This window comes from Streptococcus macacae NCTC 11558 (assembly GCF_000187995.2).
Taxonomy (GTDB): Bacteria; Bacillota; Bacilli; order Lactobacillales; family Streptococcaceae; genus Streptococcus; species Streptococcus macacae.
Genome location: NZ_AEUW02000001.1, coordinates 1,242,607 through 1,267,071 on the forward strand (window position 1 = coordinate 1,242,607; position 24,465 = coordinate 1,267,071).

The window sequence follows — 24,465 nt, forward strand, 5'->3', positions numbered from 1 at the left end:
GTCATTCTTATTATACAAAGTTTTCAAAAAGATTACAATATGTTTGGTATTGTTTTACAGATATTTTACTGACAGAATAGTCAAAAATGGAAATAAGATAAAAATCGGTCAGATCAAGTCTTTGATTTTTCAGCAAGTTTAGTTTCTGCTTGATGACCTCAAACAGTCTACAGGACTGTTTTGACTGTCACCTCCGCACAGTTGGTTAGGATAGCTTCTATTACTTGTACAGCAAGGGATAAGATTATCCAACCAACCACTGCGTCTTGCAATAGCTCATAAAAATCAAAAGAGACCAAGGATTTTGGTCCCAGCTTCTTCAGAAGATTTGAGTCCTTGGGCTCAAATCTTAGCTATGGAATTCGTTTGAGAAAAAGCATAACATAAAAGCTGGCTTAGTCTTTTTGCATCCTTTGACGCACTAGAGTCAAGAGATCTTTCAATGAAACCAGCAAGACAGCTAAGACAATAAAAAGCATACCGATAAAATCAAGGGGATAAAAAACTTCTTTCATAATGGTAACGGAAAAAAAGACGGCTGCAATCGGCTCTATAGCAGCTAATAAGCTGCCTTTTACTGCACCAATGAGACTGATACCTTTTAAAAGTGCCGTATAGGCAAAAATACTGCCAATAGCGATCAAGCCAATATAAGCAAAGCCAGTATTTGGCTGAAACTTAAGATCATACTGCCAGGCCTGAGTGAAGAGACCAAATACAAGACCTCCCATAAACATCCCAAGGCCAATGACTAACAGACTCCCCCACTCTCTTATAAGCTGAATAGGCAAAAGCATATAGAGTGTATAGGTGACGGCTGAAAACAGACCCCAAAACAAACCAAGCGGTGTTAGGGCCAAGTTGTTCCATTGGCCATGCGTTGCTATGATAAAAGTTCCCAAAATGGCCAGTATAATAGCTGTTATTTCACTGACTGCCGGCAAACTGCGATTCTTGATACAGGTAAAAGCCAAGACTAAAACCGGCGCCATATACTGCAAAACTGTGGCCGTCCCGGCATTGGTATAATGAATCGCCTGCAGATAGCTGAATTGATTAAGCAAAAGGCCGCAGATACTGAAGAGAAAAATACCAGCTAATACTCTTTTACTGGACAAAGCCCGCTTAAGCTGCTGAGGCTGCTTTATCAGAACAAAAGCTATCAAAACTATCCCTGACAACAAAAGCCGCAAAGATGTCAGCAAATAAACAGAAATCCCCTGCTTCATCAAATACTGGCCTGATACACCGGACAGCCCCCAGGCAATCGCAGCCAGAACAATCAACACAACACCGCTAAACGATTTATTCATAATAACTCCAAAAATAATAGTTTCTTTATTATTTTAGCACAATTTGTTCTGCTGGTAATGGCAGGCTGAATTAAAAATCAATAATAGACATCTGTTTATCCGGTTAAATCAAATGATTTTGCAGGCAAATCAAACTTTCTGGTCAAGTAATTGCTAGTCTGTTTTACTAAAGGTCTCGTGCTTGCCTATCCTTTTTCTATTTATTTCTGATTTATGACTATTTGCCAACCACATAAAAAAACAGCCAGTGCTAGGCTGACTGTGAAAGTTTTTCCATACGATGCTTACGTTTTTCAATGAACCAGCCGCTTAGCCAGCCCACAACCAGCAGATAATTTTCTGCTGCACCAAGACCATTGATCAGAGAGTGCGACTGCAGAAAATGCAAGAGATGATTACTGCCAATTCCGATACCGCCAAGGATAAGCGCTAATAGAACGACTCTTAGATAAAACCAGTCATACTTAATATTAACCGCCAGCAAAACCAGAATAACCGAAATATCCCAAAAAGCTATTTCTCTTTGCCAGCCATATGAAACACCATAACCTGACTGCCTTCCCATATAAGCAGGGAAAAATAATTGCAAAATGGTTGCTCCCATCATAGCTACAAGTACTAGTACAAACATGATTCTTAAAAATTTATTCATTCTTTTCTCCTTTCCACTATTTACTGTTGATTGATCGATACACGTTTTTTAAGTTCCTGACATTTTTCATCCGAAAGGAGAGGAAGCTGCTGACTGTTCAAAAAATAGGCTAAGTAATCAATTTTCTGAGAGAGAGCTAAATGAGATGAATCTGCAATTGTCGGATCCAGCCAAACATCCAGCAAAATGACAAATGAACTAGCCAATTCAAAGGGATAAGGACAGGAAAATTCACCATTTTGATTGCCCTGCTCAATAATCTCACTCACATACCTAGACAGCACATTAACTGTATTTCTTAAAGTAAACAGTAAACCAAAGGGAACCTTTTCCGACCAATTTATCTGAGATAACTGATTCAATCCTTCATCGCCAATCAAAAAATCCAGCAAATCCAGCAAACGCAGCTTCGCAGGCAAGTGTTCAGCTGCTGCCAACGCCTTCATAGCATCTGTTACCTTTCGCATTTCTTCTTCCATGAGCTGCTGTAAAATCTCCTCCTTACTTTGGAAATGATGATAAACCGCCCCTTTCGACAAAGCCGTTAACTGCACGATATCAGACATTGTTGTATCCTGATATCCTTTTTTAGAAAAAAGAGCTAAAGCAGCTTCTTTAATTTTTATCTGTGTTTGTATTGATTTCTCACTTTGTTTCATTTCATTCCTATCCTTCTCTCAAAAAACAGACTATCGGTCTGTTTTTATTATAAATGACCCCTGAAAAATTGTCAACAAGAAAAAAGCCAATAAGAATTGGCTTTTTTCTGAGATTTTTCTATTTTTTTAGAAATAATAAGGGGCTTTCAACAGAAGAATAATTCACATAGATTTGAGTTCTGCCTTGAGCAATATGCTTAACTCGTTCTCTGAATGACCCATTCAAAACAGTATATGCAAACTGTGGATTTAATTCTTTTTTGGAGTTATCATCAGTTCTCTGGTCAATATCATTTGCTATCTAGCCCATAATTTCCATCTGATTCAGTGTCTTTTTCTTAATCTGATATGACACTTACATGGGATACTCCTTTTTTAAAAATATGTCGTTAAAAGTATTACAGTACAAACAGATAGCTTATTCTTTGTCAAAAAGTTCTTTAATTTTATTTTTGTAAGTACTATTTGGAGAAGCAAATTTTACAATTCTTTTAAAAAACTTTTGTAAGTCTTCGTCTTGGATAATATAACGAACTTGACTATTGTGGTAAGCCACTATAAGTAAATCATCTGCTTCTTCATTTGACCACTCACTAATCTTGAACATTTTATTAATGATACGGTGAGTATTCGCAAAAGTATCACTACTTTCTAGTTCGTTAATAAGATCAATTTTTTCTTGTTCAGACTCATCCTGCTTAATATCATGAAATGCTTCATTTTTACATGCATACATTTTATTAAAAATCTTTTCATTATAAACCGTTTTGTCAATAATAAGTTTTAAAAGTCGTTCTAATCCTTCATTCTCAGAATAGTCCGCAGGTTCAAAATAACTAATACGATTATCTCGCATCATCTTGTGAACTTTACTTTTATCATTCTTTTTAGAGTCGTAAACTCCTATAGAATAACCTCCATGGGAATTTACCAGTTTCATACAAGGAATATCTGTATCGCTATCACCAATATAAACCATATTTCTAAAAGGGATTCTGATTTCCTCAGGCTTGAAGAATTCGTTAACACTCTGATCGTTTACATCAAGAACTCCCTTCGAAATCCTAAAAAGGAACTGTGTCTTATTGGTATAATTAACAACTTGAGCAGGCCAAACAGCGACTCCATCTTCGTCATAATAAAAAGAGGTCGCAAATATTTCTTTAAAGTTCGGAGCAATATCCGTCCCTTCAATCATTTCTTTTAAGCCAGAAGAAATAATGTAGTGTTCAACAATAATACCTTTTTCCTCACCATATTGTTCAATTCTTTCAAACCAAGCTTTTACACCTGGGAATAACTTAACTTTCGATCCATACTCAGCCAATTTTTTCTTTGTAAAAAGCATTTGACCTCTTGCTTTCTTTTTCATCGTGTACATATAAGCAAGGTTCTGATCCATGTCATTAGCACTAGCAAGACCATTTGACTCTTCCCAAAATTCTGCAACTTCATCATCACCGCTTTTTTGGACTTTTTGAATATAGCCTTGCGCCTGCATATCATCAGGTGATAAAGTTTTGTCAAAATCATAACAAATAGCAATAACTGGTCTATCTTCTTTTACTTCTCGTTTAAATTCTATTTTGGCCATAATCAATTCTCCTATCTTTCTACTTTCCCAAAATTTCATCTCTTATTAATAGATTGTAAAAGGGGAGTCCTGCGATTAACACTAATACAAGAAAATTTATAGTAACCTTGATTCAGTTTTTTATGAAAATATACTATTTTTCCCATCCCCACTCTCAAAACCGTGCTTCAATACCCAATAATTTTAGCTGTTCTTGAATAGTCTTTTCGAGCTCAGCAATTTCTTGATTGTCTTTTTCAAGGTCGGCTAAGACTTGTGCAAGGTCAATTGGTTCTTCTTCCTCAAAGGTATCAACATAACGCGGGATATTGAGATTATAGTCATTTTCAATAACTTCATCAAGAGTCGCTACATGTGCATACTTTTCAACATCTTTGCGGTTGCGATAAGCTGCTATGATTTTTTCAATATGTGCCTCTGTGATGGTGTTTTGATTTTTACCTTTTTCAAATTCTTTGCTAGCATCAATAAAAAGAATATCACTGCTTGATCGATTTTTTTTGAAAACTAAAATTGTCGTCGGGATACTTGTGCCATAAAAAAGATTAGCTGGCAAGCCGATGACAGTATCCAAATAATTTTTTTCAATTAACGTTTTACGGATAACACCTTCTGCCGCTCCCCTAAAAAGAACGCCGTGAGGAAGAACGATAGCCATTGTCCCTCTAGCATTTAAATGGTAAATACTATGCAAAATAAATGCATAATCTGCCTTTGAAGCAGGAGCCAATTTTCCGTACTCTTTAAAACGCGAGTCTTTTAACTTATTAGCATTGTTATCCCATTTAGCAGAATAGGGAGGATTGGCTACAACGGCATCAAAAGAGCGTGGATGGTCAATGCCGTCAGCATCTATACCGTCAGGCCAGTCAGATTCTAATGTATCCGCGTTGCTTAAGGTCATATTATTATAAGATACATTATGCATCATCAAGTTCATACGAGCCAAGTTATAGGTTGTTGTACTGAGTTCCTGACCGTAAAATTTAACCGCTCCTGCTTTACTGCCACCGTCCAACTCATTTCGAACAGTCAAGAGCAAAGAACCTGATCCCATTGTGGGGTCATAGACCGCAAAATGCTGATCGGTAATGCTAATATCTGCCGTTACCAATTTTGCTAAGATACGCGACACTTCATGAGGTGTATAAAATTCGCCTCCTTTTTTCCCAGCAGAAGCTGCAAATTTGCCAATCAAATATTCATAAATTTCACCAAGGATATCCTTACCGGACTCATCTTTATAAGCGATATTATCAACCAATTTTACAATACTATTGAGCGACTTGGCACGCGCATTGGTTGAACTTCCCAAACGTGAATCTCCAATATTGATGTCATTGAAGACACCTTGGAAATCCTTTGCGGCTTCTTCATTACGACTGGCATTGGCATTAAAATGCTCAAAAAGCGTCTGGTAATCGCTAGGCACAATCTGATTATTATGGATTTTACTAAGAAGTGCTTCCCAAGTGTCTTCTGGTGCAATCGCATAGCCAAGATCAGCTGAGATAGCTTCCAAATAATCCTCTAAACCGTCTTCTTTTACTGCTCTTTCATAAGCCTCGCTGATAGATTCCCCGTCTTCAATATCCACTAATTCATATTTTTGAATATGGGCTTCTTGGTGTTCTGACAAATAACGGTAAAACATGAAAGCTAAAATATAGTTTTTGTATTCTGAAGCATCCATATTCCCTCGCAGTTCATTGGCCATTGCCCATATTTGACTTGTTGTTGCTTGTAACTCTGTTGGCATGGTGTCCTTTCTATAACTCTTCTGTCTTATAAAGTGTATAGCCCTCATAGTAATAACTATGGTCTATACCTTTCATATAAATATCACGGCTGTCCACTTGATCGGTCAGTGCCTGCTGTAAAATATGCTTAATCTCAATAGCTCAAATAGAGCTGCGCTCCATAGCAAGAAGGTAATCTTCCTTATCCACCAAGGACCAGTCAATAACCTGATTAGGTTCACTTTTTAACAAATGATCTAACCACAAGCGCATACTGCGGCCATTACCCTCACGAAAAGGATGGGCAATGTTCATCTCAACATATTTTTCAATAATCTCATCAAAGCTTGTTTGCGGCATTTGTCACTATTGGCTAGGGCTTGTTCAAAAAGCTGCTTAGCGCGTTCTTTGCTGATGTTTTCCTCTGCCTGCGCCAATTCGAAAGAGAAAATTAAACCTAGTTTATTTTTCAATACCCTCTAGCTGCCTCCTAGACAAACATTTGCTGCAAGAGAGCCTTCTTGAGAGACTTCAAATGCTCCAGCTTACGCCGATGAAGGCTAAGCAAGTCATCCAGCTGACGGAAAAAAGTGCCGATGGCAGATTGCTCATCCATAGTAGGATATAGTAAACCAACTTGTTGTAAATCAGAATTCCTAATATGAACAATTGACTTCCCTTGAGCACGTTTTGATAATTCTTTTTGCTGGCTTCCGTTGGAAATTGCTAGCACTAAAAATACGGGATCAATAGTTTTATTGACGTTTATAATATTTAAATCGCCACCTAGAATAATCCCTTTATTTTCAACAACGGAAGCTCTTGCAATATTTTCAGAGGTCTCTCCAGATGCTGGAACAATTACCTCTCCTCCTTTACTCAGGACAGATTTTTCTTGTCGCTCAACAAAAGTATCAATTTCTGTAATCACTATTTCATACTGAGTGTAGAGTCTACCATATAAAATCACAGGACTTCCATCTTGGATTAAATCATTTTTTGAATAACCATTACCTTTAGAAAAATCCGCCACTTCCCCCAACTTCCGCTGTTCCCAGGCGTCAGTGAAGCCAGGAAAACGAACCTCTGGAACAACTTCTCCATTTTTCGGAAACATTTTTTGAAGCAAAGATTTCTTTAAATTTGCCACTGCCTCTAATTTACGCCGATGAAGGCTAAGCAGATCATCCAGCTGACGAAAAAAAGTGCCGATAGCTTCTTGTTCATCTTTATTTGAAGTGTACCAAACGTCTCTACTTTTTAAAATTGTAAAATGTCGTTTATATCCTTGCGGTTTAGGTTTGTAGCATTCCAATGTTACAAATAAATAATCACCATCAAATCCATCTGCACTTAAAATCTTCACTCCATCAGTTGCTACAAAAAACGGTTGCAAGGGATTATACAATGAAACAGTATGATCGCCAAATAATATAACTTTATGAAAATCTTTAAATGGTTTTCCGTTCGCATATCCTACTACCGGCTTATCACCTTGTTGAATAATTTTATATTTCCCCTTTTCAGTTGGCTCGGCTAGATAGTCACGAAACTGATGAGTCTTAAGCACTTTGGCAAACTTATCCTGTTCCCAAGCATCCGTAAATCCAGGAAATCTTAGTTTGGGTACTTTTGCCATTTAAATACCCCCAAAATTTTAGCTCTTTTAATCATCATTTACTGTTTTTCTCCTTGCTCTATTATCTTTTTAATTATAGCACACTGACACTGATTTTCAGCAAAGAACTCACTCTTCCCTGACCAAGGCATCAGCCAGTTCATAGATAGCTGCTCGAAGTTTATTGCGATATTTTACTTTCGACAGAAGTTTAATATCTGCATCTTGTGCCATGATTTGATAGGTCTTAACAGCCTCTTTTTGCCAATTGCTAATGGCGTTTGCATCATTGAGGTCTTGTTTCCCATAAGTATGTTGAGCTAAGATTTCTTTAAAAACGGCATTATTCACAACATCAGTCAGCCCCCATTTATAGCGAAACTCTAAAATTGTTTGATCAATATTAAGCGCATTCGCTTCTTCAATAACAGCCTTGCTGTCATCCAAATCATAAGGATACTTGAGTTTACTATTTTTATCTGGGTAAAGTTTCTTAATAATAGCTGATGCAGCATTTTTGATTTGTTTGGCATGCAAACGATCATCTAAACCATCTGCAAATTGGACAATTTTATCTTGTGTTTCTTGTGCTTCGTCCATTTGTTGATCATGCACTTGCCGAAGAAGCGTGGCAATGAGCTCGGTTAGATAGTCATAGTTGATACGAACATCCTTGATATGGCTCATACGAAGATCCAGCTGATAAACTGGGATTTCTTTATCTGCAGCCAATTTAGCTTTCAGTTGATTGGCTAAGACAGTTGTCAGCATGACTTCTTCTTCTGAGCTGATTCCTAGTTTTTCCAAGACCTTATCTGGTTCTGAATAGTCAAATCCCTCACCATCTTCTGGCTGATACTGTTTAATCTTAGCCATGCCAGCATTATAAGATCTCAGCAATCCATACATCTCTTCACACTTTTTCTCTGATGCTGGAATTTCATTGAAATCTTCTGTCATTTCACGCAGCTGGTCAATAACCTCCTTGACCTCTGTCAAGGTTGAATTAAAATCTTTGGCTGTAAGCCCGTCTTCTTGATTGCGTCTCTTACGCTCTTCATCACTTAGATCAGCAGACTTTTCATCCGCATAAATGGCTAAGGCCTCGTTCATGAGTCGTTCATTTTGTGCTGGCCAACGATAATTGACAATACGTCCCCAAGGTTTGGATTCCATATCAGCGACACGATTAGTACGTGAATAAGCTTGAATTAAACTAGCGTTTTTCAGGGTGCGGTCAACATAGAGAGTATTTAATTCTGGTGCATTAAAACCTGTTAAGAGCTGATCTACCACGATGACAATATCAAGATATTTTCCATCATCTGCTGTCTTTTTTAAGCGATCAACAACATCATCTGTATACTCTGACACATCACTCATGCCGAACTGCGTCCCAAATTCATCGTTGTAAGCTGAGATAGCACGGTGAAGGCCTTTATTGCTCTTTAGACTATGATCGCTATGATTGGTACTGTCTGCAAAAGTAACAGCGACACTCAAGCAGTTATCTGCTTGGCCCTGTTTTTTAAGTTCCTCATTTTTCTTCTGAAAGGCATCAAAATACATCATTGCCATCGGAGTGCTGGCCTTGCCGCCGCCAACATGTGTCGTCAAGAGAGCATTATATTTTCCATTATTAGAGCGATTTTTCCAGTTTTTAAAGACATCTTCTACTACTAATTGAATATGGTCTTGATTTTCATCATAAAAACTAGGTTGTACAGCATCATCCATATCCTCTGGACTTAGATTAGCAATCTTTTCACCAATCTTTTCTTCAGACCAATCGGGATGTTGAGCACGATAAAAGGCTGGAAGGTATTTCTCTTTCATAGCCTCCTGGTCAATTGTTGTTTCAAAATCAACCTTAAATCCTAAAACATTACGATCACGAATGGCATCACGAATGGTATAAGAATGAAGACAAGGACCAAACACTTCCTGCGTATAAGTGCCTTTTGTCGTATCTTCGACCATGGGAGTTCCTGTATAGCCAATCCAGGCAGCTCTTTTAAAGGCATTTTGGATAGCAACAAAACTATTCCCATTTGTAGAGCGATGCGCTTCATCTACAATAAAAACAATATTCTTATCAGGTGATTTGAAAGAGCGGCGTTTAACCAAGGTATCCATTTTTTGGATAGAGGTAACAATAATACTGCTTGATTTATCTTTAAGGCGACGCCCCAAAGCTGTTGTATTTTTAGTATCGTGAATACTGCCAAGAGCTGAGCCGCTTTCAATACTATCCGCTATATGTTCTGGATCGTAAGCCCGATATTCATCTCGCGTTTGATTGGTCAGATTCACACGATCAACCAAGAAGACGACCTTATCTACGTTAGGCAAGCGCGAAGCCAGCCAAGCTGTTTTAAAACTAGTGATGGTTTTTCCTGAACCTGTGGTATGCCAAATATAACCTAATTTATTAGTTCCAAGTTCAAAATCTGTATGCTTCAAGGCCTCAATAACCTTGCGAGTGGCCTCAACTTGATAAGGACGCATGACTTTAAGCATCTCTTTTGTCTTGGTTCCGTCCAAAATCATAAATGACGTTGCCATTTGGTGTGCCATAGGGATAGAGAGAAAGCGCTGAGCAAACTCCTTCCATTGTCTAACAGTGCGATAGCGGCTAACGCCTTTGCTATCCTCTTCTTTGACTTGCCAATTAAAAGCAAAATCTTTATTGAAGCGCTCAGAAGGTGTATTCGCCATATATTTTACATTATTGGGAGTAATCCCTACTAAGATCTGAAGAGTTGAAAAAATATCGCCATACTGCTTTTCATCAATGTATTCTTTCATTTGGTTGAGAGCTGCATTTACATCAATGGTATCTTTCTTCTCTTCAATTTGAACAATAGGAAGTCCATTAATCAAAAGTGTTGTATCAAAGCGACGGTCTATTTTACCAGTAACAATAGCGGGACGTTTAATTTGATTGACTACTTGGTAAATCGTATCATCAGCAGCAACCGCATCCTGTTTAAAAACAGTTAAATAGACATGCTTCCCATCATCCAAATCAATCTCAATTTGGGATGTCCCATTCATACCATAAAGAAATTGCCCAGCTTGATAAGGCGTATGCAGATTTGAAATAATCTTCTTCACCTGTGCAAATTCTGTTGCAGTCATGGAGCGATGTTCTAAGGCTGACTGATTATGCTGCTCCAAAATCTCTTTAAAGTTCTGCCACAGAGCATCTGTCGTACGAATATCAGGACGATACTCCCACATTCTCTGTTGTGGCAAAAAATCAATCAGCTCTTCTGCCACATCATTTTCCCCCAGAACACGCCCTGTCGATAGATATTCAATCAATTCTTTTTCAAAAACCAATTCACGCATATCGGTCTCCCATCTTTTTATTTCTATAACTTATTGACTTCACTTCGCAATTTATTTTTAGTCCAACTCCTGCTATTTCTATGCAGCAGAAAAACCGAAAATTTTAATCATTCATGATGTCATTTAAATTTTCCTTATGCATAAAAAAACCGCCAACAACGTTGACGGCCAAGAATTAATTTAGGAAGACGGCTGGTCGGCGTACCCAGCATCTCAGATACCTTCTCAGGTGCGGCAGGAACCTTTTCTGCCCTCGACTTCCCTTTCTACTCTCATTCTACTATTCTTTGAATAACCTGTCAACTTTTTTCAATCGTCCACTATATAAACGTTGTTTTACTTTATACTCACTAACAGTATACATGGTTGGAATATAATAACAATCATTTTTTCTATCAACCTTTAAGGCTAATAAAATATTAGTATCATACCGTTTAATCAACTCCATACTTTCAGTCTTTTCCTTTGGATTAATGCCTACATAATCTGGCTTTGAAATAATTTCAGCAATCTTATCAAAATAAATGAGAACATCCTTATGGTTTTGTTTTACCAAATGTTTTTTCAATCCCTCTTCAAAGACTGCTACATCTGTGATAGAGCTGTCTAGGCCAACTAATTCTTTGAAGTAAGGTAAAATCTTACCAATAATTTTATATTTCATCTATAATCCCTTTCAACTTCTCCATCATCAGCAAATGTTCTTGACCTAATTTTCTCTTTTTAAGACTTTCCAGTCGCAGCTGATTAAGATAAAGCGAACCAAGCAATTCCTGTTTTTCAAAGTTGGGAAGCGGTGGTAATACAACTTCTTTCAAAACACTTATGGTTACTTTCCGCACTAAGCTTCCTTGTAAATTAAGCTCTATTTGTTTTTTTACTTTTCTACTTTCATTCAACAGATATAGGAGGTATTTCTTTGATATACTTTCCTGAGGCTCTATTTTGACAAAGTTTTGCGTAAATAAATAGTGATCGTGTTCTTTTGAAACAAGAGCCCCTTGCCCTGAAATCATACTATAAACTAAATCGCCTTCTGACAACAGCAAAACATTATCAAGTGTCCGAATTAGCTTATTATTTATTTTTTGATCGGTATTACTATATAGATCTGCTTCCAAATGCTCTTGGGAATAAAAATGATAGATAGGAGCTGATTTCTCTAAGGATTTTTTTATTCTTGTTTGAGGATTGCCTGCTTGCAAAGTTGTATGTTTTTTCATTTTGTAATTTCCCTGTTTTTACCATATAGATTGATTGTAATATAAGATAAAAGAAAAAGCAAGCAAAATCTGCTTGCTTTTTTGTAAAAAGTAAATAATTACATTTTTAATCAGTTAATTTAGCCAATTCCTCATTAAGCAATTTTTGAGCAACTTGCGGATTGGCTTGGCCTTTGGTGGCTTTCATGATTTGGCCAACCAGAGACTTGGCTGCATTTTTGTTGCCGCCTTTGTAGTCATTAAGCGCTTTTTCATTGTTGGCAAAGACTTCTTGGATGATTGGCAGGAGCTGTGCTGGATCAGAAATCTGAATGAGACCTGCTGATTTGACATATTCTTTAGCAGAGCCGCCATTTTTGGCCAAATGAAGGAAAACTTTCTTAGCTATTTTAGAAGAAATAGTGCCATCTGCTACTAATTGAAGCATTTCTGTCAAGTTTTCCGGTGTTAAGCCAATTTGGTCAATCGTTTGATTTTCAGCATTGAGATATTGTGCTACATCTCCTTGCAGCCAATTGGAAACGGTCTTAGCATCTGCCCCTTGTGCAAGAGCTGCTTCAAAGAAATCTGAAACAGCTTTTGAGCTGGTCAGCTGGGCAGCATCATAAGCTGATAGACCCAAGTCATTGACATACTTAGTCCGGCGTTCTTTTGGAAAGGCTGGCAGGCTTGAGCGAACCCGCTCAATCCAATCATCTTCAATTTCAAAGATTGGCAGGTCTGGTTCTGGGAAATAACGGTAATCTGCTGATCCTTCCTTGACACGCATTAGCAGTGTTTCGCCCGTTGCTTCATCATAACGGCGTGTTTCCTGCTGAATTTGACCGCCAGATCGAAGCACTTCTGCCTGGCGTTTTTCTTCATAGGCTAAACCGCGGCGAACAAAGTTGAAGGAGTTCAAATTTTTTAGCTCGGTCTTAACGCCAAATTCTTCCTGTCCATAAGGCCGGATAGAAATGTTGGCATCCACGCGCATAGAGCCCTCTTCCATCTTGACATCTGAAATACCTGTGTATTGGATAATTTCTTTAAGGGCTGTTAAATAAGCATAAGCTTCCTCTGGTGAGCGCATATCAGCTTCTGATACAATTTCGATCAAGGGCACCCCTTGACGGTTGAGGTCTACATAAGAATAGCCATCAGCACCGTGTGTGTTCTTCCCAGCATCTTCTTCCAAATGTGCCCGCTCAATGCGGATTTTCTTGGTGCTGCCGTCTTCTAATTCAATTTCAATCCAGCCATTGTAGCCGATAGGTTCATCAAATTGTGAAATTTGATAGGCCTTTGGATTATCAGGATAGAAATAGTTTTTGCGGTCAAAATGCATGCGCTGATGAATATCCATATTAAGAGCAAGTGCAGCCTTGATTCCATAATCAATAACCCCTTTATTCATGACAGGCAAAACACCGGGGAAAGACCAGTCAACGATATTAGTATTAGCATTTGGATCTTCTCCAAAATGTGCTGGTGCAGGTGAGAAAATTTTAGAATTTGTTTTTAATTCAACGTGGACTTCTAATCCGATGATCGTTTCAAAATTCATTAGTGGCCACCTCCAAAAATAACTGGCTGCTGTTTATGATAATCTGTACTTGCTTCAAAAGCTCCTGCTGCTTGATAGATGGTTTGTTCAGCAAAAGGTTTGCCAATCAGCTGCATACCAACAGGCAAGCCTTCCACAAAACCAGCAGGTATAGAAATTCCTGGCAGACCAGCTAAATTGACAGGAATGGTCAGGAGGTCAGCTAAATACATAGCGACAGGATCGTGATGCTGAGAATCCAAATCATAGGCAACGGTTGGAGCTGTTGGCCCTAAGATTAAATCATAGTCAGCGAAGACTTTCTTGAAGTCTTCCACGATAAGGGTCCGCACTTGGCCCGCTTTTTTGAAATAAGCATCGTAATAACCTGATGAAAGGCTGAAAGTCCCTAGCATGATCCGACGTTTCACTTCTTCACCAAAACCTTCACTGCGGGTATTTACATAGACATCTTCAAGATTTTCATAATCTTCAGTGCGATAGCCATAGCGAATCCCATCAAAACGCTGCAAGTTTGAAGACGCTTCTGATGAAGCAACAATATAGTAAACGGCAACGCCGTATTTACTGTGCGGCAGACTGACTTCCTCAACAATAGCCCCTAAACTTTCAAAATGCTTAGCAGCTTTTAAAATGGTTTCTTTAACCTTTTCATCAATACCTTGGCCCATGTATTCCTTAGGAAGGGCAATCTTCATTCCCTTGATATCTTTACCAATAAACTGGGTGAAGTCTGGCACTTCTTCTTGTGAAGAGGTTGAGTCCTTCTTATCATTTCCCGAAATAACATTGAGCAATTGCGCATTTTCTTTAACCGTTTGTGAAAAAGGCCCGATTTGATCCAAGGAAGAACCAAAAGCAATCAGCCCAAAACGTGATACACGGCCGTAAGTTGGCTTGATACCAACAATTCCATTGAAGGCAGCTGGCTGACGAATAGAACCGCCCGTATCAGAACCAAGTGACAGACGCACCTGACCTGCAGCAACTGCTGTCGCAGAACCGCCTGAGGAACCTCCGGCAACCTTTCCTTGATCCCAGGCATTTTTAGTCAGCTTGAAATAGGAATTTTCGGTAGATCCCCCCATGGCAAATTCATCCATATTAGTTTTACCTACGATAATCATATCTTTACCATAGAGTTTTTCAACAGAAGTGGCATCAAAAATGGGCTTATAGTTGTAAAGCATTTTTGATGCAGCTGTTGTTAAAATATCTTTTGTCGAAATATTATCTTTAACAGCCAAAGGGATACCAGACATAACATTGTCTGCATCAATGCCTTTTTGGTCAATGGCAGCAGCCTGTGCTAAGGCTTCTTCTTCTGTTACAGTAATAAAAGAACCGACTGTTTCTTCACGTTCTTTAATATCCTCTAAGGTCGCTTTGGTCAATTCAACCGCTGAAATATCTTTCTTAACAAGAAGATCATGCAAGTCATCAATCGTTTGATCATTAAAAGTCATTAGGCATCTCCTCCTTCATCAATGATAGCTGGCACTTTAATCAAACCGTCTTCATGCTCTGGGACATTTTTAAAAAGCTGTTTGCGATCCCAGCCAGGTACAGAGACATCTTCTCGCATATAGTTAAGATTGTCTGCTACATTTGATGTAAAAGGCAGGCCTTGCGTATCAACTTCATTTAGTAATTCTACCATGTCAACAATCTTGGTCAAAGTTGTTGCAAACTCTTTCGTTTCATCATCTGAGAATTTTAACTTAGAGAGGTTAGCCACATGGCGAACTTCTGCTTCAGAAATTTTCATTCTTATCTCCTTATTTTCTAGCCAATCACTGCTGTTTTCAAGCAATAAAGCCAAGCAGCTCTATCACCAAAACAAAATCTATTGATAGTTACCGTTTTATTTTATCACAAATTCAGCTGCTTAGTCACGTAAGTCCAAGCGCAAATCTGCCAGCTGTTGATCTGAAACTGAGCTTGGGCTCTCAAGCATAGCATCAGCTCCCTGACCGTTTTTTGGAAAGGCAATCACTTCACGGATATTTTCTTCTCCTGCTAAAATCATCACCAAACGATCCAGTCCTAAGGCTAATCCTCCATGAGGAGGGAAACCATATTCCAAAGCTTCTAAAAAGAAACCAAAATCCCGTTCATAATCTTCTTTCTTCATACCAAGCAGCTCAAACATAGTCTCTTGAGTGCTGCGCTCATGAATACGAAGACTGCCGCCGCCGATTTCATAACCATTTAAAACAATATCATAAGCACGGCTCATCATCTTTTCAGGATTCTCTTTCCAATCACTGCCATCCTCAAAAGCTCCTTGGGTAAAAGGATGGTGCATGGCTTGATAGCGGCCTAGATCGTCATTCCATTCTAGAAGCGGCCAATCAACCACCCAAAGGAAATTCAGCTTGCTGTCATCAATCAAATCCAAATCTTTAGCTAATCTGACACGAAGAGCGCCCAAAGCTTCTTGAACACGTTTGAGCGAACCTGTGACAAAGAAGATGACATCTCCATCTTCAGCTTCGAATCGGTCTAATAATTCAGCATTATGATCCTTAAAGGTTGATTTCAAAGAACCTGTCACTTGACCGTCTGCTATCGTTGCGGTTGCAAAGCCAGCAACACCAAAGTCCATGACCAATTGCTTCAGCGCAGCCATTTGACGGTTAGTAAAAGCCTTACCAGCATTCTTAGCACAGATTCCCATAACCGCACCGTTATCTTTTTTCAGCCCTTTTTGCAAGAAGAGGGAGGAATTGCCTCGCGAAAGCTCTGTTAAGTCCTTGAGTTCCATAGCAAAACGCGTATCGGGCTTATCAGAACCAAAACGGCGCATCGCTTGTTCATAAGATATGATAGGAAAATCTTCTGTCAGTTCAACCCCTCTGCTAGCTTTAACAACGGCCTTAAGCATACCTTCAACAAGATTGCGGACATCTTCTTCACTGACAAAACTCATTTCCAAGTCAACCTGAGTAAACTCTGGCTGGCGATCACCCCGTAAGTCCTCATCACGAAAACAACGGACAATTTGATAATAGCGCTCAAGGCCAGCCCCCATCAGGAGCTGCTTTAGCATCTGCGGACTTTGCGGCAGAGCATAGAATTGATTTTTAAAGACCCGTGAGGGTACTAAGAAATCACGCGCTCCTTCTGGTGTTGACTTGGTTAAATAAGGTGTTTCAACGTCAATGAAATCAGCTTGATTGAGATAATCACGAATCGTTTTTGTGACCTGATGGCGCAGCTTTAAATTAGCAGTCATCTTCTCACGCCGCAAATCCAAATAACGGTATTTCTGCCGGATTTCCTCACCAGCATGCGCATGATTATCCAATTCGAAAGGCAAGGTTTTGCTGCTGGCTATGACTTCAATTTTTTCTGCCCGCAATTCTACTTGGCCTGATTTAAGATGTGGATTAACAAAGCGTTCATCACGCGCTACAATCTCACCAGTCACTGCTAAAATACTTTCTTTATGCAGATCATGGAGCTTATCAAAGTCAGCAATATCGCTATTGACAAAAACCTGCAAGAGCCCTTCACGGTCTCGAAGCTCAATAAAAGCCAATTTCCCATGATTTCTGATATTGGCCACCCAGCCCTTGGCTGTTACTTTTTGACCAACTTGTTCTAATCCGTAATTTCCAATAAATCGTTCTTTCATGCTATCCTCTTTTTCGTAAAAATAAAAAGCACCAGCTTCATCTAAACAGACGAAGACCGTGGTGCCACTGTTGTTTGTCATTAATCAAATCATTAATAACCTCTCGATTCGTAACGTGAATAAGGCGCCTATGTTTTTAAGATAGGAGATTAAAGTATGTTCTTCAGTATCTCTTGACTTGGCATCACTCACAGCAACAGATGCTCTCTGGACAAGTCGCAAGGCTTACTCTACTTCTCTTCATATTAACTTTTATTTGTTGATTATTCTATTATAGTTGCACCAAGCACATTTTGCAAGTGGTTTAGCGCAAATTGATGATTTTCTTGACTCAGGGAAGCTACTGCGGACTGAATCACTTCAATTTGATAACCGAGATTATAGGCATCAATGGCCGTATGCAAAACGCAAATATCTGTTAAAACTCCCGTTAAGACAAGAGTATCAATACGGCGTTCCCGCAGCCGAATATCCAAATCCGTTCCTGAAAAGGCAGAATAATGACGCTTATCTATCCAAAAGACCCGATGGTCATCTCTATACTTCTGGTAAAAATCAGCCAAAGGTCCATACAAGTTACGCCCGCTGGTTCCCTTGATATTATGCGGCGGAAAGAGCTTAGTCTCAGGATGAAAAGTATCACCCTCATCATGCCCGTCAATAGCAAAGAAAATATAATCTCCATTGTTGTAAGCTTTTTGTACCGCTTGGGCAATCGTTTCTGAGATAGCCTGAGCTGGCTTTCCTGCTGTTAACTTGCCATCATCCGCAACAAAATCATAGGTATAATCAATTGAAATCAGTGCCTTTGCCATATTAGCTGTAATCCTTCAGTTTTTCGAAAATCCCTTCATTGATAACTCTTAGGTAAGTTCCTTTCATGCCTAGTGAACGGCTTTCAATAATTCCGGCACTTTCCAGTTTGCGAAGAGCATTAACTATAACACTGCGTGTAATACCGATACGATCTGCAATAACAGAAGCTGTCAAGCGTCCTTCATTGCCATCTAGTTCACTTAAAATAGCCGCAACAGCCTTCATCTCTGAATAGGAAAGTGTGTTAATAGCCATATTAATAGCTGTTTGTTTACGGATGGTCTCTTCAAGATTTTCCGTCTGCAGATTAAGGAGCTGGATCCCTACCACGGTTGAAGCAATTTCAATTAAAATAAGATCATCATCATTAAATTCTTTGTCATTACGCCAGATAATTAAAGAACCAAGACGCATTCCGCCTCCATATATTGGAGCAATTGTTGTTAAACCATCTGGATAGATATCTTTTGATTCTACAGGAAAAATAGTGAGTTCATTTTCTACTGATAAATTGGCTTCCGTATCATAAATACGGCTGGCTGATTTAACATATTCATCTGGCAGCTTCTTGGCCTGGAAAAATTCTTCTACACGGTCTGTATTGGTTTTATACTTCATTGCATAACCAAGGAGATTACCGCTGCCATCAATAATACAGGCATTGCAGTCAATAATATTAGCTAGCTGTGCTGCCATGGTATTATAGGGCAAATCATTTTGGAGGCTCTCAACTGATTTTTGCAAAATCGAAGTAATACGACGTGTTTTCGATAATAAATTAGCCATAATTCACTCTTTCTTTGATAGTCAAAACTATTATATCAAAGCTTTTTTTAGAATGCAAATAATTGTCAGAAAATTCCCTAATATTCGAAATTTTTTGAAAAACCCTACTTTTGGTATTGGCGTAAAAACCGAGTCATCTTTTCCTGAATTTCTGAAAGTTCTTCAACACTTGGCAAATAAACAATGCGAAAATGGTCCGGCTCTATCCAGTTAAATCCCCGTCCATGTACTAGGAGAATTTTTTCCTGCTTTAGAAAGTCAAGAACAAACTGTTCATCATCATCTATCTGATATATTTCTCTGTCAATTTTAGGAAAAATATACAAACCTGCTTTTGGCTTTACTGCTGAGATCCCAGGGATTTCATTAATGGCTTTATAAATGAAATTGCGCTGTTCATATATGCGGCCGCCCGGCAAAAGAAGTTTATCAATAGACTGCACACCGCCTAATGAAGTCTGGATCACTTGCTGAGCAAGTACGTTGGAGCAAAGTCTCATATTAGACAGCATATTTAAGCCTTCAATATAGTCCTTCACATGCTTTTTAGGGCCTGAAAGAACCATCCAGCCTACTCGAAAGCCTGCTACACGGTGCGATTTTGATAGACCATTCATGGAAACACAAAATAAATCCGGTGCAAGACTGGCAATGGCGATATGCTCTTCTCCATCCATAACCAAACGATCGTAAATTTCATCTGCAAAAATAATCAAGTCATTCTGACGCGCTACTTCAACAATCGCCTCTAAAACTTCTTTGGGATAAAGAGCCCCTGTTGGATTATTAGGATTAATAATAACAATAGCTTTAGTGTTAGATGTTATTTTTGATTTGATGTCGTTGATATCTGGATACCAGTCAGCTTTTTCATCACAAATATAATGGACAGCATTGCCGCCTGCAAGACTGATTGAAGCTGTCCAAAGCGGGTAGTCAGGCGTCGGTACAAGGACTTCATCGCCATTATCTAAAAGACCCTGCATAGACATGGTAATCATTTCTGATACACCATTGCCAATATAAATATCATCCACATCAACATCAGGAATATTCTTTAATTGGCAGTACTGCATAATCGCCTTACGAGCAGAAAAAATCCCTTTGGAGTCTGAATAACCTTCACTCTCACGGGCATTCATGATTAAATCACGAATAACCTCGTCCGGCGCTGTCAAACCAAATGCAGCAGGATTCCCTGTATTAAGACGTAGAATTTGTTCACCATTTGCAATCATACGATTTGCTTCTTCTAGTACCGGTCCGCGAATATCATAGGCAACATGATCCAGCTTGACTGATTTTTTAAATTCTTTCATGATTTTACCTCATTGATCCTTGGTTAATCGTGTCATTATTGTAGCTTATTTTGGCTAAAAGCGCAACGAGACAGCAGTATTTTTGATAAATCCTTTACAACTTTTTTCAATGTTGTTTTCTAAAAGAAGTTATGCCATAATATAGTTACCCTAAATTATTTATAAGTTAACTAATGGAGTTTATCTAATGAAAACAAAGACAGTCGCTTCTATGGCAATGATGATTGCTGTCATTATAGTCCTCGGTTTTATTCCTCCTATTCCCTTAGGTATTATACCTGTTCCGATTATCCTGCAAAATATGGGGATTATGCTAGCTGGTGCTCTTTTAGGCGCCAAGCGCGGTTTTTTAGCTGTCCTTATCTTTTTATTTTTAGCAGCCTTAGGACTGCCTGTTCTTAGCGGGGGACATGGCAATATAGCCGTGTTTATGGGGCCTTCAGCTGGTTACTTATTTGCTTATCCATTTGCTGCTGGCTTAATTGGATTTGTAACAGAAAAAACTGGAAATCGTCGTTTTGTTGTTGATTATTTGCTGATTTGGTTGATTGGAGTCTTATTTATTGATAGCTTAGGAGCCCTTGGCTTAAGTATCCAGTCTCATATGCCTCTAGATAAAGCTTTTTGGGCCAACCTTGTTTTCATTCCTGGAGACAGTTTAAAAGTTTTAATGGTAACCCTTCTTTACAGGAGATTCAAAACAGCATAGCTGTGTTACCTATAATATAAAGAAGAATTTTACTTTTTATCTGAAAAAGTTTACAATAGAGTCAGAAAATAAAACGGAGGAAAGGTTATGTCTACTTACAAAAATATCCTTGTTGCTATTGATGGTTCTTATGAATCCGAATTAGCTTTTGAGAAAGGCGTTAGCGTTGCTCTTAGAAACGATGCTAAGCTGCTTTTAGCACATGTGGTTGATACAAGAGCCCTGCAAAGCGTAGCTACCTTTGATGCCTATATTTATGAAAAATTAGAAAAAGAAGCACACAGTGTCTTGGATGATTACGAAAAGCAAGCCCGTGAAAAGGGGATAACCAAGCTTCAGCAGATTATTGAATTTGGCAACCCAAAAACATTACTGGCTACCGAAATACCTGATCGGGAAAAGGTCGATCTTATTATGCTGGGTGCAACAGGACTTAATGCCTTTGAACGGCTGCTTATCGGATCATCTTCTGAATATATTCTCCGTCATGCTAAAGTTGATCTGCTCGTTGTACGCGATCCTGAAAAAACTTTATAACCTTTCATTCAAAGCTAGAAGCTCTTTCTAATTTGACCTAAAAATGACTTTGCATCTTGTAAAGTCATATCCTAAACTAAAAAATATCAGATGAACACTGAACTTCCTCCCAATCGTTAGATTTTATATCTAACTTTTAGGGAACAGCTCACATAAACATCTGATATTTTTTTAATGCTCTTTGCAAATCTCTTCAAGGCAGGTCAGCTTCGCCTATTCATTGTTGATGGCGTCAGTATTAGCTTTAAGAGGCTGAGATAAAAGTTCCCAGCCCCATGCATTTTTGTCGTTTTACTTGCAGCATGCAGTGCTTGCTTAGATAGCTGAAAAATCGAATTGACTTGAATGATTGATATCTGTCCTACTCTTTTGTCTGCGGTTTACTGCCTTGTTTACTCTGTCATTTTCATTGTGTCTAAACTGGCATGTTTTACTTACTGCTTTAGTGATTTTTGGATTTGGCGATCAAGTTCGTGTTTGATAGCTGGCTCTGGTGCAAAGCGTTCCTCCCAATCATCTGGCTTTAATATCTTATGTGTCACAGGATCAAAATGGGCTTTGCCATCTGGAAATATTTTTCCCATATTAGCTTCATGAACGGTATCAAAAAAGGGTTTAGGATCAACTCCCATTAAAACAAAAGAGCCATAGGTCAAATAAAGAAGATCTATTAGAGCATCAACTTGCCCAACTAAAGGAGTTTCAGGGTGTTTTTTTGAAGATACTTTATCTGCTGCTTTATCAATAGCCTTATGAAGATCTGCAATAGTTTGGGTAAAGGTTTCAGAATCACTGCTGCTTGCTGCATATAAGAACTCAACAATTTCCTCTACCTTAAAATCTGCTCTATGACTGCCTTCAAGGACATCATAACTGCGAGGGGTTTCACAGGTTTTACCATCCATTAAGAGATGAAAGTCCTTAACTTTATTAAAATTGTCATCCGAGCTTAAAAAGACCTGCGCCGATGGCTGATGAATGACACCAAAATGAGAGAGAGCTTTTGAAATGCCATCATCATTATTGCTGGCAGTTGTGTAAGCAGCCGCTTCTTTTACGCTTTCTGTTGCATTTCCCATAGCAATTCCTAAACCGACACCTGAAAGCATTTCAAGGTCATTGTCAGAATCTCCAAAAGCCATCACCTCTGACAATTCAATATCAAAGGCAGCTGCAATGCGTTTAATCCCTTGCAATTTAGACATCCCTCTTGAAATCAAATCAATGGAATAAGGACTGCTGTGGGTAACTGTCAAGTGGGGAAACTGCTGAACAATTTCACGGCTTTCACTTTGTGTAGCCACTAAAACAATTTGAAAAACCGGCTGACGCATAATCGTCATTAAATGACTCCGGTTTTGGGGCTTAATACGACGGATAATATTTTTAAAACTGCGCTCTATCGTTTTTGCTATTTTTTTAGAAACAAAGCGGCTAAACCACTGTCCAAACCGGCTTGTTCCCATATTAATAAAATGCGATCCTACCAAACCAGAAGCTGTGCCAAGTGAAATCTCCCGCCGATGTTCCCCAGCATACTTAATAACACGGTAAATGGTTGATTTAGGTATTTGATTTTGATATAAAATACGGTCGCGCGTAAAAATATACTGACCATTGTAAGTAATAGCAAAATCAAGCCCTAAATTTTCCATAAAAGGTTCGACAAAAGCAGGTCCTCTTCCAGTCGCAACACCAATCAGAATTCCCTGCTTTTTCATATTTTTAATTGCTTTTTGCGTTGATTTCGGAACAGTTTTACGGTCATTTAAAAGCGTTCCGTCAATATCAAAAAAAACTGCTTCGATGGCCACAGTATCGCCCTTTCATATCTCTTTAATTATGTTAAAATATAGTATATCACAATTTGAAAGAATTTTAAAAACCATGAAAAAGATCCTTGTTTTGCACACTGGCGGAACTATTTCTATGCAAGCTGATGATAACGGCCAGGTTATCCCAAACAGCTACAATCCAATGAATCAAGTCGGTATTGGACTTGATCAGATTGAAATTGAATCTATTGATTTTTTAAACCTCCCCAGTCCTCAGATCACAGTTGACCATATGCTTTTACTGGCACAGAAAATCAGAGAGACAGCCGGACTGTACGACGGAGTCGTTATCACGCATGGGACAGATACTCTGGAAGAAACTGCTTATTTCCTTGATACTATGACACTGCCTCACATTCCTATCATTTTGACAGGAGCTATGCGCTCTTCCAATGAATTAGGAAGTGATGGCATTTATAATTATCTAACCGCTCTTCGAGTTGCTGGCCATGAAAAAGCAGCTGAAAAAGGGGTCCTTGTCGTTATGAATGATGAAATACATGCCGCTAAATACGTTACTAAAACGCATACTAGTAACTTAGCTACTTTTCAGACGCCTACACACGGACCTCTTGGTATCATCATGAAGCGTGACATTCTCTTTTTTCAAACAGCCGAGCCCAGACGGCGCTTTCGTCTGGAATCTATAAAAGGAACTGTCCCTATTATTAAAGCTTATGCTGGAATGGGAGACTGGCTGTTTAGCAGCCTAAATAAGACAACTATTGACGGGCTTATTATTGAAGCTTTTGGTGCTGGCAATCTCCCGCCAGAAGCCGCTAAAAGTATAGCTAAACTTATTCAAGAAGGTATTCCCGTAGCACTGGTTTCACGCTGCTTTAATGGTATAGCAGAACCTATTTATGCCTATGAGGGCGGCGGTGTCAATCTTTATGAAGCTGGTGTTATGTTTGTCAAGGAAGTCAATGCCCCTAAGGCCAGACTTAAACTTCTCATTGCTCTAAATGCCGGACTTAAAGGTCAAGAGCTAAAAGAATATATAGAAGGCTAATACTCTTCGAAAATCTCTTCAAACTAGGTCAGCGTCACCTTGCCCTAGCTTAGCACTGCTTGCAGCTAGCTTCTTCATTTGCTTTTTGATTTTCATTGCGTATGAAGATAAAA

The 24,465-nt window shown here is 38.8% G+C and carries 20 protein-coding genes and 1 pseudogene; 3 read left to right on the forward strand and 18 right to left on the reverse strand.

Translation table 11 applies throughout. From position 1 onward, the window contains the following. Nucleotides 1-395 precede the first annotated feature (395 nt). The 17 genes and pseudogenes from STRMA_RS05945 to STRMA_RS06025 form a co-directional block, all read right to left on the reverse strand. Nucleotides 396-1,313 carry a DMT family transporter gene (locus STRMA_RS05945; protein ID WP_003081891.1) on the reverse strand — a complete coding sequence of 306 codons (918 nt, stop codon included), beginning with the start codon at nucleotides 1,311-1,313 and terminating at the stop codon, nucleotides 396-398. A gap of 250 nt (nucleotides 1,314-1,563) precedes the next feature. Next, a complete protein-coding gene (locus tag STRMA_RS05950; RefSeq protein WP_003078898.1) occupies nucleotides 1,564-1,965 on the reverse strand; it encodes a hypothetical protein in 402 nt (133 codons plus the stop codon). Nucleotides 1,966-1,985: 20 nt separating this feature from the next. Further along, complete coding sequence (locus STRMA_RS05955; protein WP_003080660.1) at nucleotides 1,986-2,624, reverse strand: TetR/AcrR family transcriptional regulator; 639 nt, start codon at nucleotides 2,622-2,624, stop codon at nucleotides 1,986-1,988. A gap of 418 nt (nucleotides 2,625-3,042) precedes the next feature. Next, on the reverse strand, nucleotides 3,043-4,218 hold the full coding sequence (locus tag STRMA_RS05960; RefSeq protein WP_003079445.1) for an HAD family hydrolase: 1,176 nt from the start codon (nucleotides 4,216-4,218) through the stop codon (nucleotides 3,043-3,045). 154 nt (nucleotides 4,219-4,372) lie between these two features. Further along, nucleotides 4,373-5,977, reverse strand: coding sequence for a type I restriction-modification system subunit M (locus STRMA_RS05965; RefSeq protein WP_003081041.1), 1,605 nt, complete (start codon nucleotides 5,975-5,977; stop codon nucleotides 4,373-4,375). Between the two features lie 10 nt (nucleotides 5,978-5,987). After that, a pseudogene (locus tag STRMA_RS05970) lies at nucleotides 5,988-6,430 on the reverse strand (Fic family protein). 17 nt (nucleotides 6,431-6,447) lie between these two features. Beyond that, on the reverse strand, nucleotides 6,448-7,596 hold the full coding sequence (locus STRMA_RS09505) for a restriction endonuclease subunit S (RefSeq protein WP_003082281.1): 1,149 nt from the start codon (nucleotides 7,594-7,596) through the stop codon (nucleotides 6,448-6,450). Nucleotides 7,597-7,704: 108 nt separating this feature from the next. Next, complete coding sequence (locus STRMA_RS05980; RefSeq protein ID WP_003078921.1) at nucleotides 7,705-10,929, reverse strand: type I restriction endonuclease subunit R; 3,225 nt, start codon at nucleotides 10,927-10,929, stop codon at nucleotides 7,705-7,707. Between the two features lie 280 nt (nucleotides 10,930-11,209). Further along, nucleotides 11,210-11,593: a PBECR3 domain-containing polyvalent protein gene (locus tag STRMA_RS05985; protein ID WP_003080642.1), complete on the reverse strand. Its 384-nt coding sequence runs from the start codon at nucleotides 11,591-11,593 to the stop codon at nucleotides 11,210-11,212. Then, nucleotides 11,583-12,152 (reverse strand): restriction endonuclease subunit S domain-containing protein, encoded by a 570-nt coding sequence (locus STRMA_RS05990; RefSeq protein ID WP_003079066.1) that lies wholly within the window; start codon nucleotides 12,150-12,152, stop codon nucleotides 11,583-11,585. Before STRMA_RS05990 ends, STRMA_RS05985 begins: the two co-directional genes overlap by 11 nt. Nucleotides 12,153-12,258: 106 nt before the next feature. Further along, entirely contained in the window at nucleotides 12,259-13,698 is a 1,440-nt protein-coding gene (gene gatB, locus STRMA_RS05995; protein ID WP_003079891.1) for an Asp-tRNA(Asn)/Glu-tRNA(Gln) amidotransferase subunit GatB, read from the reverse strand. Further along, complete coding sequence (gatA, locus tag STRMA_RS06000) at nucleotides 13,698-15,164, reverse strand: Asp-tRNA(Asn)/Glu-tRNA(Gln) amidotransferase subunit GatA (RefSeq protein ID WP_003081741.1); 1,467 nt, start codon at nucleotides 15,162-15,164, stop codon at nucleotides 13,698-13,700. Before gatA ends, gatB begins: the two co-directional genes overlap by 1 nt. Continuing rightward, nucleotides 15,164-15,466, reverse strand: a complete 303-nt coding sequence (gene gatC, locus STRMA_RS06005) for an Asp-tRNA(Asn)/Glu-tRNA(Gln) amidotransferase subunit GatC (protein WP_003080373.1) — start codon at nucleotides 15,464-15,466, stop codon at nucleotides 15,164-15,166. Before gatC ends, gatA begins: the two co-directional genes overlap by 1 nt. A gap of 120 nt (nucleotides 15,467-15,586) precedes the next feature. After that, entirely contained in the window at nucleotides 15,587-17,338 is a 1,752-nt protein-coding gene (gene aspS, locus STRMA_RS06010) for an aspartate--tRNA ligase (RefSeq protein ID WP_003082036.1), read from the reverse strand. Between the two features lie 263 nt (nucleotides 17,339-17,601). Continuing rightward, the gene (locus STRMA_RS06015) at nucleotides 17,602-18,153 is read right to left on the reverse strand and encodes a cysteine hydrolase family protein (protein WP_003078896.1); all 552 of its coding nucleotides are present in this window, start codon (nucleotides 18,151-18,153) and stop codon (nucleotides 17,602-17,604) included. 1 nt (nucleotide 18,154) lies between these two features. After that, nucleotides 18,155-18,940 carry a GTP-sensing pleiotropic transcriptional regulator CodY gene (gene codY, locus STRMA_RS06020; protein WP_003081366.1) on the reverse strand — a complete coding sequence of 262 codons (786 nt, stop codon included), beginning with the start codon at nucleotides 18,938-18,940 and terminating at the stop codon, nucleotides 18,155-18,157. A gap of 104 nt (nucleotides 18,941-19,044) precedes the next feature. Continuing rightward, nucleotides 19,045-20,259, reverse strand: coding sequence for a pyridoxal phosphate-dependent aminotransferase (locus tag STRMA_RS06025; RefSeq protein ID WP_003081597.1), 1,215 nt, complete (start codon nucleotides 20,257-20,259; stop codon nucleotides 19,045-19,047). 187 nt (nucleotides 20,260-20,446) lie between these two features. On the opposite strand from STRMA_RS06025, the gene STRMA_RS06030 reads away from it, so the two are divergent. Both STRMA_RS06030 and STRMA_RS06035 read left to right on the forward strand, forming a co-directional pair. Then, nucleotides 20,447-20,968, forward strand: a complete 522-nt coding sequence (locus tag STRMA_RS06030; RefSeq protein ID WP_003079804.1) for a biotin transporter BioY — start codon at nucleotides 20,447-20,449, stop codon at nucleotides 20,966-20,968. A gap of 87 nt (nucleotides 20,969-21,055) precedes the next feature. Beyond that, the gene (locus STRMA_RS06035; RefSeq protein WP_003082240.1) at nucleotides 21,056-21,505 is read left to right on the forward strand and encodes a universal stress protein; all 450 of its coding nucleotides are present in this window, start codon (nucleotides 21,056-21,058) and stop codon (nucleotides 21,503-21,505) included. A 434-nt stretch (nucleotides 21,506-21,939) separates the two neighbouring features. On the opposite strand, the gene STRMA_RS06040 is transcribed toward STRMA_RS06035, so the two are convergent. Then, nucleotides 21,940-23,319 (reverse strand): Cof-type HAD-IIB family hydrolase, encoded by a 1,380-nt coding sequence (locus STRMA_RS06040; RefSeq protein WP_003080463.1) that lies wholly within the window; start codon nucleotides 23,317-23,319, stop codon nucleotides 21,940-21,942. A gap of 73 nt (nucleotides 23,320-23,392) precedes the next feature. Between STRMA_RS06040 and STRMA_RS06045 the strand changes: the two genes are divergently transcribed. Further along, nucleotides 23,393-24,352, forward strand: coding sequence for an asparaginase (locus STRMA_RS06045; protein ID WP_003081346.1), 960 nt, complete (start codon nucleotides 23,393-23,395; stop codon nucleotides 24,350-24,352). Nucleotides 24,353-24,465 lie beyond the last annotated feature (113 nt).